Origin of the sequence: Pseudomonas farris, from assembly GCF_019145235.1 — a bacterium.
Taxonomy (GTDB): Bacteria; Pseudomonadota; Gammaproteobacteria; order Pseudomonadales; family Pseudomonadaceae; genus Aquipseudomonas; species Aquipseudomonas farris.
Genome location: NZ_JAHSTV010000027.1, coordinates 1 through 12,073 on the forward strand (window position 1 = coordinate 1; position 12,073 = coordinate 12,073).

At 59.6% G+C, this 12,073-nt stretch carries 11 protein-coding genes and 2 pseudogenes; 7 read left to right on the forward strand and 6 right to left on the reverse strand.

Annotated features, from left to right (window positions below; all coding sequences use genetic code 11):
• Positions 1 to 94: 94 nt before the first annotated feature.
• From KVG95_RS29475 to KVG95_RS29485, 3 genes and pseudogenes are all read right to left on the reverse strand, one after another.
• Positions 95 to 592 carry a DUF4411 family protein gene (locus KVG95_RS29475; RefSeq protein WP_217858946.1) on the reverse strand — a complete coding sequence of 166 codons (498 nt, stop codon included), beginning with the start codon at positions 590 to 592 and terminating at the stop codon, positions 95 to 97.
• Positions 589 to 1,725 (reverse strand): ImmA/IrrE family metallo-endopeptidase, encoded by a 1,137-nt coding sequence (locus KVG95_RS29480; protein WP_217858947.1) that lies wholly within the window; start codon positions 1,723 to 1,725, stop codon positions 589 to 591. Before KVG95_RS29480 ends, KVG95_RS29475 begins: the two co-directional genes overlap by 4 nt.
• A gap of 511 nt (positions 1,726 to 2,236) precedes the next feature.
• Positions 2,237 to 2,349 (reverse strand): annotated as a pseudogene (locus KVG95_RS29485) (PH domain-containing protein); the annotation flags it as partial.
• 126 nt (positions 2,350 to 2,475) lie between these two features.
• Between KVG95_RS29485 and KVG95_RS29490 the strand changes: the two are divergent.
• The 5 genes from KVG95_RS29490 (at position 2,476) to KVG95_RS29510 (ending at position 8,330) form a co-directional block, all read left to right on the forward strand.
• Complete coding sequence (locus KVG95_RS29490) at positions 2,476 to 2,853, forward strand: hypothetical protein (RefSeq protein ID WP_217858948.1); 378 nt, start codon at positions 2,476 to 2,478, stop codon at positions 2,851 to 2,853.
• A gap of 338 nt (positions 2,854 to 3,191) precedes the next feature.
• The gene (locus KVG95_RS29495) at positions 3,192 to 3,668 is read left to right on the forward strand and encodes a formate dehydrogenase subunit gamma (RefSeq protein WP_217858949.1); all 477 of its coding nucleotides are present in this window, start codon (positions 3,192 to 3,194) and stop codon (positions 3,666 to 3,668) included.
• Positions 3,665 to 5,227 carry a formate dehydrogenase beta subunit gene (locus tag KVG95_RS29500; RefSeq protein ID WP_217858950.1) on the forward strand — a complete coding sequence of 521 codons (1,563 nt, stop codon included), beginning with the start codon at positions 3,665 to 3,667 and terminating at the stop codon, positions 5,225 to 5,227. The genes KVG95_RS29495 and KVG95_RS29500 overlap by 4 nt, the downstream gene beginning before the upstream one ends.
• Positions 5,224 to 8,112 (forward strand): formate dehydrogenase subunit alpha, encoded by a 2,889-nt coding sequence (gene fdhF / locus KVG95_RS29505; protein WP_217858951.1) that lies wholly within the window; start codon positions 5,224 to 5,226, stop codon positions 8,110 to 8,112. Before KVG95_RS29500 ends, fdhF begins: the two co-directional genes overlap by 4 nt.
• The gene (locus tag KVG95_RS29510; protein ID WP_217858952.1) at positions 8,109 to 8,330 is read left to right on the forward strand and encodes a formate dehydrogenase subunit delta; all 222 of its coding nucleotides are present in this window, start codon (positions 8,109 to 8,111) and stop codon (positions 8,328 to 8,330) included. Before fdhF ends, KVG95_RS29510 begins: the two co-directional genes overlap by 4 nt.
• A 104-nt stretch (positions 8,331 to 8,434) precedes the next feature.
• Here the strand turns inward: KVG95_RS29510 and KVG95_RS29515 are convergent, their stop codons facing one another.
• Positions 8,435 to 9,787, reverse strand: a complete 1,353-nt coding sequence (locus KVG95_RS29515) for an ATP-binding protein (RefSeq protein ID WP_217858953.1) — start codon at positions 9,785 to 9,787, stop codon at positions 8,435 to 8,437.
• Positions 9,784 to 10,494, reverse strand: a complete 711-nt coding sequence (locus KVG95_RS29520) for a response regulator (RefSeq protein WP_217858954.1) — start codon at positions 10,492 to 10,494, stop codon at positions 9,784 to 9,786. The genes KVG95_RS29515 and KVG95_RS29520 overlap by 4 nt, the downstream gene beginning before the upstream one ends.
• 166 nt (positions 10,495 to 10,660) lie before the next feature.
• On the opposite strand from KVG95_RS29520, the gene KVG95_RS29525 reads away from it, so the two are divergent.
• Together KVG95_RS29525 and KVG95_RS29530 are read left to right on the forward strand one after the other, a co-directional pair.
• The gene (locus tag KVG95_RS29525) at positions 10,661 to 11,452 is read left to right on the forward strand and encodes an MlaA family lipoprotein (RefSeq protein ID WP_217858955.1); all 792 of its coding nucleotides are present in this window, start codon (positions 10,661 to 10,663) and stop codon (positions 11,450 to 11,452) included.
• The gene (locus tag KVG95_RS29530; protein WP_123719913.1) at positions 11,442 to 11,705 is read left to right on the forward strand and encodes a hypothetical protein; all 264 of its coding nucleotides are present in this window, start codon (positions 11,442 to 11,444) and stop codon (positions 11,703 to 11,705) included. Before KVG95_RS29525 ends, KVG95_RS29530 begins: the two co-directional genes overlap by 11 nt.
• A gap of 118 nt (positions 11,706 to 11,823) precedes the next feature.
• On the opposite strand, the pseudogene KVG95_RS29535 reads toward KVG95_RS29530, so the two are convergent.
• Positions 11,824 to 11,943: pseudogene (locus KVG95_RS29535) on the reverse strand (gamma-glutamylcyclotransferase); the annotation flags it as partial.
• Positions 11,944 to 12,073: the final 130 nt, after the last annotated feature.

The following is a 12,073-nucleotide window of genomic DNA, read 5'->3' on the forward strand; positions in this document are numbered from 1 at the left end:
AGCTGCTGCCGCATAGGTGGCAACCGGTTTAGTTACGCAAGACGGGATGCCCGGACGCATACTTTCCGGCGGCAACTCAATGGGAAAGATCAACTTAAGCAGGCAACACAAACCTTGCTTCAAGCCTATACAACAACTCGAACGTATTCAAAAAAGGAACATTCAGCTCCTTACAAATATTGGGAATGATGAATTTTCGTTTAGCTTCGAGATTTAGCACTTCATGCGTAACGACTGTAGCCCCTGTAGTCATTGCTTTCGCAATTAACCAAGGGTCAGCACCCGCTAAAAATTCTTCCATAGCGCCTATTTTCATCTTAGGCGCTTGATCTGCCACAAGCCCCGCAATCTGCGCGAATGCCAGTTGCGTATCCTGATCGGTGGTGGAGTGGAAGAAATCGGAATTGCCCTTCGCCCAACCCGCCAAATCGTCATTCCCTTTTGTTAGCTCATCCATTACAGGTGCAATGCTGGCTAAAGCCAATGCTTTATTTTTAAGTAATAACCATTGCCAAAATCCAGGACAGATAGCCATCCCGTAGTAACGGTTCTTTGCTTCGATCAGCGTATTAGCGTCTAGTAAATGATTCATTCCGAAATCTTGCTGGCGAGAGTCCTTAATTTAGCAGGTTGCACACCGAGCAAATTTCCCGCCTCGCGTAGCAGCATCCGGCCACTCATTGCTTCAGTCAGCACTGCCTTGCTTAGGCGAGGGCTGTTTTTCGCGGTGGCGTTACGGTAATAGTCACCCGCTCCACCTTTGTCACCCTGGAAAGCCTTGAGGATCATTCGATAGTAAGTGCTGTAATGCGCCGGGCTTATGTAACCAAGATCCAATGCGCGGCGACCGATAGCTAATTTACTGATGTGAAACCGAGTGGCTAGCGGAGCCAAGTTGTCTTCCCAGTTAACATCTGCGTTCCACAGGGCGCGGAATTGGGCTTCGGGAGCCAGAAATTCACCAGCAACTGCATTGCAGAAACGTTCCTCGTCTCGGCCATTAGCGGTGTTTCCGTCAGACACTCCACTGCTACCAATCCAGATATGGGCCAGCTCATGAAGTAAGGTGAACAGCCTGGCGGTGGGTGCGTCGGAACTGTTGACGAATACAACAGGGGCGTAGGCATTGCTGATGGCAAAACCCCGAAACTCGCTGACTTCAAGTTTACGATGGGTATTTCCTAGCGCAATGCCACTGCGCATTACCAAAATGCCAGCCGCTTCTGCAGCCTCGATCAAGGCACGGCTGTATTTGTCGTAATCCAATCGAGCAATGTCAGGGTTCACGCCGAGGATCCGGCGGATATCGTCCACCACCTCTGCGACTTGAGATCGGCTATTGAACCGACCGACAAATGCCAGCGGCTGGTGCTCCTGGTGTTGCAGATGCTCCAGGTACCAGTCCTGCTTACGCATGGAATCCCTGATGGTGTCCAACAATTCCAGGCTGGTACGTTGAGGCGCAATCCCACCGACAGTTCGAAGATCAGGTAAAGGAAGTTGTTCGACGGGCGGCTGCTGAAGAAACAGAAAGCCAAAAGGGATGTGAGCGAGACTCGCCCACTTTTGAGCCTGAAGGAATGTTGGTTTGGTCTCGCCAGCCTCCCATTCCTCTACTCGATCAGGTTTCGCTGGCAGCTTTTTAGCAACCTGCTCAGTGGAGAGACCTGCGCGCTCACGAGACCATGTGAGCAGGCTTGGATTGACTAAGGCAGCTTGGCTCATAGGGTCGCAGGCACATCAGATGGGTCCAGCAAACGTTCGAGAGCATCCTTGGCAGATGCAGCCGACTGACGCTGGTTCCGGTTATCTGGCATTGCCTTTCTCCTTGGCTATTTAAGATCGAGTCGTAACGAATACAGATTAGTCGAGAAGCAGAGCTACCGACGGTAGGAGCGCGCAATTATGAGGTAAATTCACAACGACCCGAAGCGCAAATATGTAACCCGCAGACAGATGGTATTGAGTTGTTTCAATGCGTTTCATGACGCAGGTAACTTCTTTTCAGCCCGCCGTCTCCTCATCAACCGAGTATCCGCGATGATTGGCCACGTTCTGATGCCAGTCGGTAAGGCATAAGGCCTGCGGGAGCCAACTGCTTGCGATGACGGCAGTGCACTCAGCATTGATGCTGGCTGACCGGGCGCTTTCGCGGGCAAGCCCGCTCCCACAGGGATTGCGCTTAACGGACAGGCATTATTGGCCCCGAGATTGTCGGGGCTTTCGATCACTCAGCTCACAGCAAATGCTGAGAAATCCGCGTCGAAATCTCCACCCTCGAAGTCCTGCCGGTGAATTCAAACTTCACCTTCCCCTCGATGAAAAACAAATCTCCAACTCGGAATCCAACCCACATCAAACAACAACGCCCTTCAGCACAGAGCTATCAGTTTGATATCGTGCCTCCAACGCTTCATCTCATCAAAGATGACCAATGGCAGTTTCAGGGGCATTGTTAACAAGGAAAAGGATTGAATGCAGCTAATCGGCGTGTTGGTGTTCTTCGCTGCGACAGTGGGGATGTGGATTGGGGTGGTGAGAAACCGTGGCACCGTGAATCTGTGGCTCGCTAATCTGGCGGGTGCCGTGGGTAGTTTTATTGTCGGAATTGCCGTGCTGATTCTGTTCAACAGATGGTTTGTCCCCGGAGGAAACTCGGTACGGGGCGTTGTATTCATTTTCTATACGATGATGGCGGTTTTAGGGGCCTTTGTCGGAACTTGGCTTCTGGTGATCGCCAGGCTCCAGCAGTCTGAATACCCCGTCGTCCGTCATTTGATCGCCGGAGCGTGCAGTGTGTTGGCGGCACTGACCACGGTGGTGTTGTGGGTGATGATCCTTTTCGCCAAGTGAGTGTTTTGACACCCTGCTCATCGCACTCAAGGATTGCCTGAAAGATACTCAGTGAGCGAACACCTTTGGCCGCACTCTTCTAGACTTAACAGGTAGTCGTAGACAGAATCGAACACGTCGCTTTGGTGCAGATGAATCAAAGGCAGCATGGCAAGCTGCCTGATATGCCCTGAAGAGGTGCGGCAAAGACCGCACCGGGCCCAACAAGATGCCCGCTCAGGGTGCCTGGCCAACGGCCTGAAAATGCCACGATACCGTGACGTGGTGTGACTGCCGCAGCCGACACTTTCGGACAACTGACAACCGCCTGGTTTGTCCGTGATCGTGAGGAATGCTGTATGCCTGATGAGATGTTGCACCTGCCTATGGTCAACAGCCTGCTGGAGCGCCACAAACGCTCCCCCGGCGCACTGTTGCCCATCCTTCATGAGATTCAAGAGGGCATCGGTTACATCCCCGATGCCGCCATTCCCGAGATTGCCCACGCGCTCAACCTGAGTCAGGCCGAGGTTCGCGGGGTGATCAGCTTCTACCATGACTTCCGCACCGCGCCCCCCGCCCGGCATATCCTGCGTCTGTGCCGGGCCGAGTCCTGCCAGAGCCGCGGCGCCGAGCAGCTCGCGGCGCAATTGCGCGAACGCCTGCAACTGGACGACCACGGCAGCAGTGCCGACGGCAACATCAGTCTGCGTCCGGTGTATTGCCTCGGCGCCTGCGCCTGTTCGCCCGCCCTTGAGCTGGATGGTCAGCTGCATGCGCGGCTCAATCCCGAGCGTCTGGATGCTCTGCTTGACGCTTGCCGGGAGGACGTATGATGCCGCGCCTCTATTTGCCCTGTGATTCCCTGGCCCGCGCCGTGGGCGCCGATGAGGTGGCCGTAGCCCTTGCCTCTCAGGCCCGGGAACGCAATCTGCCGCTGGACCTGCAACGCACCAGTTCTCGCGGCCTGTACTGGCTGGAACCGCTGCTGGAAGTGGACAGCCCGCAAGGCCGTATCGGCTTCGGCCCGCTGACGGCTGCCGATGTGCCGTCCGTGCTCGATGCGCTGCAAGGCGAGTCGTCCGACCATCCGCTGGCCTTGGGGCTGGTGGAAGAGTTGCCTTATCTGAAGACTCAGCAACGCCTGCTATTTGCCCGCGCCGGCATTACCCAGCCGCTGTCCCTAGAGGATTACCGGGCTCACGGCGGCTTTGAGGGCTTGACCCAGGCCATCGCCCTGGGCGGCGAGCAGACCGCGACTGCTGTGTTCGATTCGGGGTTGCGTGGCCGTGGCGGTGCGGCGTTCCCGGCCGGGATCAAATGGCGCACGGTGCGCGCCACCCAGGCTGCGCAGAAATACATTGTGTGCAACGCCGACGAAGGCGATTCCGGCACCTTCGCCGATCGCATGCTGATGGAAGGCGACCCCTTCCTGCTGATCGAAGGAATGGCGATTGCCGGTCTGTGCGTTGGAGCGACTTACGGCTACATCTATGTGCGCTCGGAATACCCGGCTGCCGTGGCGACACTGCGTGCGGCACTGGATATTGCCCGGTCCGCCGGTTACCTCGGCGCCAATGTCGGCGGCAGCGGTCTGGCCTTCGATATGGAAGTGCGAGTCGGTGCCGGTGCTTACATCTGCGGTGAAGAAACCGCGCTGCTGGACTCGCTCGAAGGCAAACGCGGGATCGTCCGCGCCAAGCCGCCGATCCCCGCCTTGCAGGGTCTGTTCGGCCTGCCAACGCTGGTGCACAACGTGCTGACCCTGGCCTCGGTGCCGCTGATTCTGGCCAAGGGCGCGCAGTTCTATCGCGATTACGGCATGGGTCGCTCTCTGGGCACCATGCCCTTCCAGCTGGCGGGCAATATTCGTCATGGTGGCTTGGTGGAGCGGGCCTTTGGCTTGACCCTGCGGGAACTGGTGGAAGACTACGGCGGTGGTACCGCCAGTGGCCGGCCGCTGAAAGCCGCCCAGGTTGGCGGCCCTCTTGGCGCCTGGGTGCCACCGTCGCAATTCGACACCCCGCTGGATTACGAAGCCTTCGCCGCCATCGGCGCCATGCTCGGTCACGGTGGTGTGGTGGTGGCTGACGACACCCTGGACATGGCCCACATGGCGCGCTTCGCCATGCAGTTCTGCGCCGAGGAATCTTGTGGCAAATGCACCCCATGCCGCATCGGCTCGACCCGGGGTGTGGAGGTGATCGACCGCCTGCTGGCTGCGCCGGACCAGAACAGTCGTGATGAGCAGGTGATCATCCTCAAGGACCTGTGCGACACCCTGCAATACGGTTCGCTGTGCGCGTTGGGCGGCATGACTTCCTATCCGGTGGCCAGCGCCCTCAAGTACTTCCCCGCCGACTTCGGTCTGCAGTCCTCGGAGGCCGACCAATGATCACTCTCTTCGACCCGAAAACAGATATCGACCTGGGCACCCCGGCCCGCGAAAGTCAGGTGCAGGTCACCGTGAACATCGACGGCCGCAGCATCAGCGTGCCCGAAGGAACCTCGGTGATGCGCGCCGCCGCGCTGCTGGGCACTACCATTCCCAAACTGTGTGCCACCGACAGCCTGGAAGCCTTCGGCTCCTGCCGTATGTGCCTGGTGGAGATCGATGGCATGCGCGGCTACCCCGCGTCCTGCACCACGCCGGTCAGCGAAGGCATGAGCGTGCACACCCAGACGCCGAAGCTCGCCACGCTGCGGCGCAACGTCATGGAGCTGTACATCTCCGATCACCCGCTGGACTGTCTGACCTGCTCCGCCAACGGCAACTGTGAGCTGCAAACCGTCGCCGGCCAGGTTGGCCTGCGAGAAGTGCGTTACGGGTATGAAGGTGAAAACCATCTGGCGGACCAGAAGGACACTTCCAACCCCTACTTCGATTACGACCCGAGCAAGTGCATCGTCTGTAACCGCTGCGTGCGCGCCTGCGAAGAAACCCAGGGCACCTTTGCCCTGACCATTACCGGGCGCGGTTTCGAATCCCGGGTCGCGGCCGCCGGTGGCGACAACTTCCTCGACTCGGAATGCGTGTCCTGCGGCGCCTGTGTGCAAGCCTGCCCCACCGCGACCCTGATGGAAAAAAGCGTGGTCGAACTGGGTCAGCCCGAACGTAGCGTGATCACCACGTGCGCCTATTGCGGCGTGGGCTGCTCGTTCCGCGCCGAGATGAAAGGCGACCAACTGGTGCGCATGGTTCCAGACAAGAACGGCCAGGCCAACCACGGCCACTCTTGCGTCAAAGGACGCTTTGCCTGGGGCTACGCCACTCACCCGGATCGCATCACCAAGCCGATGATCCGCAAGCACATCAACGATCCTTGGCAGGAAGTCAGCTGGGATGAAGCGGTGACCTACGCCGCCAGCGAATTCCGCCGGCTGCAGCAAAAATACGGCCGCGATTCCATTGGTGGCATCACCTCCAGCCGCTGCACCAACGAAGAAACCTATCTGGTGCAAAAACTGGTGCGCGCCGCCTTCGGCAACAACAATGTCGACACCTGTGCGCGGGTCTGCCACTCGCCGACCGGCTATGGCTTGAAACAAACTCTTGGCGAATCCGCCGGCACTCAGAGTTTCGACTCGGTGATGCAGGCCGACGTGATCCTGGTGATGGGCGCCAACCCCAGCGACGCCCACCCGGTGTTCGCCTCCCAGCTCAAACGCCGCTTGCGTGAAGGCGCGCGACTGATCGTCATCGACCCACGACGCATCGATCTGGTGGACTCGGTGCATGCCCGCGCCGAACTGCACCTGGCCCTGCGTCCGGGCACCAACGTCGCCATGCTCAACGCCTTGGCCCACGTCATCGTCACCGAAGGTTTGCTCAATCAAGCCTTTATCGACGCCCGTTGCGAGGGCAGCGATTTCGCTCGCTGGAGCGAGTTTGTCAGCCGCCCGGAAAACTCTCCGGAAATCCTTGGCGCCGTCTGCGGCGTCGCCGCTGCCGACATCCGTGCCGCCGCTCGCCTGTATGCCACCGGTGGCAATGCGGCGATCTACTATGGCCTGGGCGTCACCGAACACAGCCAGGGCAGCACCGCGGTCATGGGCATCGCCAACCTGGCCATGGCCACCGGCAACATCGGCCGCGAAGGCGTGGGCGTGAACCCGCTGCGCGGGCAGAACAACGTTCAGGGTTCCTGCGACATGGGCTCCTTCCCCCACGAGTTGCCCGGTTACCGACACGTCTCCAACGAGGTGGTACGGGCGCAGTTCGAACAGGCCTGGAACGTCACCCTGCAACCCGACCCGGGCCTGCGCATCCCCAACATGTTCGAAGCAGCCCTGAGCGGCAGCTTTAAGGGCCTGTATTGCCAGGGCGAGGACATCGCCCAGAGCGACCCCAATACCCAACACGTCACCGCGGCCCTGTCGGCCATGGAATGCATAGTGGTGCAGGACATTTTCCTCAACGAAACCGCCAAGTTCGCCCACGTGTTCCTGCCGGGCAGCTCGTTCCTGGAAAAAGACGGCACCTTCACCAACGCCGAGCGGCGCATCTCTCGCGTGCGCAAAGTCATGGAGCCGTTGGGCGGCAAGGCCGACTGGGAAGGCACAGTAGCCCTGGCCAACGCCCTCGGTTACCCGATGAACTACCAACATCCGTCAGAAATCATGGATGAAATCGCCAGCCTGACGCCGACCTTCACCAACGTCAGCTACACCGAACTGGATCGCCACGGCAGCCTGCAATGGCCGTGCAACGCCGCGGCACCGGACGGCACGCCGACCATGCACATCGAGGAATTCGTGCGCGGCAAGGGGCGCTTCATGCTCACCGGCTACGTGCCCACCGAGGAAAAGGTCAACAGTCGTTATCCCCTTCTGCTGACCACCGGACGCATCCTCAGCCAGTACAACGTCGGCGCCCAGACCCGGCGGACAGACAACGTCGCCTGGCACTACGAAGACCGCCTGGAAATCCATCCGACCGACGCCGAGAGCCGTGGCATCAACGAAGATGATTGGGTCGGCATTGGCAGCCGCGCCGGACAGACCGTACTGCGTGCGCGGATCACCGAACGGGTAGCCCCAGGCGTGGTGTACACCACCTTCCACTTCCCTGAATCGGGGGCCAACGTCATTACCACCGACAACTCCGACTGGGCCACCAACTGTCCGGAGTACAAGGTCACCGCCGTGGAAGTGAGCCGCGTCTACCACCCTTCCGAGTGGCAAAAACGCTATCAGGAATTCAGTGACGAACAACAGCGTCTGCTCGACGAACGCCGCCATGCACGCACCGCCGGAGCAAAAGCCGAGGTACGCCGATGAGCACTGAAAACCTGATCAAGATGGCCAACCAGATCGCCCAGTACTTCGCCAGCGAACCGGACCAGCAACAGGCCGTGCTCGGCGTGCGTAATCACCTGCAGATGTACTGGACGCCCGGCATGCGCAAGGAGTTGCTGGCCTGGCAGACGGCGCATCAGGGGGCAGACTTGCACCCACTGGCGCAGGCTGCGGTCAGTGGGGCGGGCTGGGAGGCTTAGGTTTACACGATCCCTTGGGGAGGATTTTGCCTGTTGACTCAAAACCTGTGGCGAGGGAGCTTGCTCCCTCGCCACAGGTGAGCAGTATTGCGAGTCTTTCGGGACTAATGCACCGGCAACACCACCAACGCTTCCAACCCGCTCTTCGACCGATTTCGCAGTGTCAGCTCGCCTCCGTGCTCCAGCACAATCGCCCGCGCCGCCGATAACCCCAAACCAACACCCCCAGTGCTTTTATTCCGCGAGCCTTCCATCCGGAAGAACGGCACAAACACTTGCTCAAGGCAGGTATCTGGAATACCCGGCCCACGATCCAGTACTTTGATCCGCACCTGGCCAGCGCTCGGGTTCAGCTCAATCCCCGGCTCACTGCCGTACTTGATAGCGTTGTCGAGCAAGTTGGTAATCACCCGTTTCAGCCCCAACGGACGCCCGAAATACACCAACCGCAGCGGCCCGCTGAACGTAATGTCGACGCCCTGATCTCGATAATCATCAAGCAACGTTTGCAGCAGTTCCGCCAGATCAAACTGGGTCGCCGGTTCAAGCCGCGCATCATCACGAAAGAACTCCAGCGCCGAGTTGATCATTGCCTGCATTTCATCCACGTCACGAAACAGCCGCTGCTGTTGCTCACTGTCTTCGATGAATTCGCCACGCAAGCGCATCCGCGTCAGAGGAGCGCGCAGGTCGTGGGAGATGGCGGCGAGCATTTGCGTACGGTCGCGGATGAAGTGCTGTAACTGGGCCTGCATGGCATTGAACGCGAGAATGGCCTGGCGGATTTCGTGGGGGCCGAGCGGTTCGATCGGCGGTGCGCGGAAGTCCACGCCGAAGCGGCGGGCGCCTTCGGCAAAGTGCTGCAAAGGGGTGGCGAGGCGTCGGGTGGCAATCAGCGCGACCAGTGCGGTGGAGATCAGCACCAGCAGGATCACGATCAGGTAGCGCGGCGCTTCGTCGAGCCCCCAACTGCGCGAGGGCGCGGAGAACATCAGCCATGATGAATCCGATAGCTCGATCAGCAGCGCGTAATGCGCGTCCGCCGTGTGCTCCGTCCAGTCGGCCGGTTCATAGGCTTCGATGCGTCGGTCAGGGGCTCTGAGCATCGGCTGCAGGATGGTCGAGCCGATGTCAGACTTCGGATCGTCCACTGTCGGCAGGTTGAGATCGTGCCGGTCAGGGTGCCAAGTGACAGTGAAGCCGTTCTCGTTGGCGGCTTGCGCCAATGGGTTGCGCAGTGGCGCCGGGGCGGCCTCGATGATCCGGGCGATGGCGGCGGCTTTTTCCAGCAAGCCGATTTCGGTTAGTGGCGGGCGCGCCCATACGCCGGCCAATTGGATAAACAGCCCATTGAGCGCCAGTGAAATGAGCATGGCCAGGATGATCGTCAACGCGATCCAGCGCGCCACCGTATCTTGCGGCCAGTCTCGGGCGCGAATTCGCTTCAGCCAGCTCATCGCCGCGTCACGCTGGGTGTGAACAGGTAACCGCCGTTGCGCACGGTGCGAATCATCGCCGGCCGTTTGGTGTCGGACTCGAGTTTGCGTCGCAGACGGCTGACCTGAACGTCGATGCTGCGATCGAACGCCTCATGGCAATGCCCGCGCGCCAGGTCCAGCAATTGCTCGCGGGTGAGAATGCGCTGCGGGTGTTCGACGAAGACCAGCAGCAGGTCAAACTCACCGGCCGACAGCGGGATCATCACGTTGTCCGGCGAGCGCAACTCACGGCGAGTGACGTCCAGGTGCCAGTCAGCGAAATCAATCAGTGGCCGTGGCCGTTCCTGCGATACCGGACGGCGCTCGTCCACTCGGCGCTGCACGGCACGCACTCGGGCCAGCAGTTCACGGGCGTCGAAGGGTTTGGTCAGATAATCATCGGCGCCCAGCTCCAGGCCGACCACCCGATCACTGAGTTCGCCCATGGCCGTCAGCATGATCACCGGTATTGCGTGTCGAATCCGCAATTGCTGACACAGGATCAGCCCGCTGTCGCCGGGCAACATCACGTCCAGAATGATCAGGTCCGGCGCCTGGCGCTCTATGGCCGCCCACAGCGACGCACCGTCTGTGGCGACCTCGACGCTGTAGCCGTGCTGCACGAAGAATTTTTTCAGTAGATCAAGGACTTCAAGGTCGTCGTCCACAATTAAAAGGCTGTTCACCGAAGGTCACTTAAGGGGCGAATGGAACCGCCATCTAAAACTATTCACCGCCGCGCGTCATATATTTCAACTCTGCAATAAAGCGTCAGCACCGCAATAAACCAGACATCTTTGCGCAAGGCTTGGAGCTCAGCATCACGGCGAATTCCTCCTGAGACTTGCATCCATGTTGCCTTTCAAGTGTTCCCCCTGGTTGACCCGCAACACCTCAATTGCCGTGTTGGCCGCAGGGCTGACGGGTTGCAGCAGCCAGCAGCCGTCCACCACAGACGTGGCCTGCGCTGACATTGCCTATTCGGTGTACGACCCGGCAGAACCGTTCAATCGCGGCGTCTTCGCGTTTAACCGGGTGGTTGATGATTACGCCTTGGCACCGGTCGCGCGCGGCTACCGCTACACGCCGGACTTTTTCCAGACCGGTGTGCATAACTTTGTGGCGAACTTCGGTGAGCCCAAGGTCTTTATCAATGACCTGCTGCAGGGCAACCCGATGCGCTCGGTCAATACCCTGGGACGTTTCGCGCTCAACACCACGGTCGGGGTGGTGGGCTTGATCGATGTCTCCGGCATGGCCGGTATCCCGCGCCACGACTCGGACTTTGGCCAGACCTTCGGCGTGTGGGGCATCGGCAACGGTCCGATCGTCGAGCTGCCATTGCTCGGGACCTCCAACAGTCGCGACGCCGCTGGCCGCGTGCTCGGCTTTGTGGTCGATCCGTTCGGCAGCAATAGCGATACCGTGGAGACGCTGTCCACTATCAGCACTGTCGGTGGCATCGTCGATGGTCGGGCAGAAGCCTTACCGCTGACCGACAGCCTGCAAAAACTGCCGGACTATTACAGCGCGTTGCGCAATGTGGTGGCCGAGCATCGCGCTGCTTACGTGGCCGATGGCAAACAAGGCTCGCCAGAGAACACCACTCCTAAATGCACAGGAGCACCGGCCGATGGGTTCTGAAAGCAATAGCCTGACTCTGCAGCAACGGGTGATCCGGGATGACCCTGCCAATCTGCATTGTCGGGAAATCACCCTGCGCCTGTCACCGGACTGTCGCCAACTGGTGCTCACCCGCTACACCGAACACTACGGGCCGGCGCTGGTACGCTGGATAGAGCGCAGCCACACGGTGTCGGTGGCCGAGCTGTTTCGTTGGCTCGTGGCTAATGGTGAGGCGGGGGTCATGAGAGCGAGCAGCCAGTCGCAGCCTTGATTTAAGGGTGATGATACGGAGGATGGAAGTCTTCCGGTCATCATCCCGCCCGAAGCCTACAGCGAAACCGAGACAAATCTATTTCCCCTCGCACAGTGGCTGCAGCCCTTACCAGCAATCATGCTCGCACATAGACCCAGGCGCTGATGCCTGACTTGAGGGTCACACTGACGCGTTTATAGTCCGCCACCTCGTATTCGTCGGCCGCGACCAGCTCTTGGGCCGTGATCTCGAAAACCCTGCATCACCTTCGTGCCCTTGACAGGCTGCGCCCATGTCGATGAAGAAAATGCTCATCGACATGACGCCTGAGCGAGACTGTGACAGCCGTGGATGGTCCGATGATACGGTACGAACTTTCCTGCGGA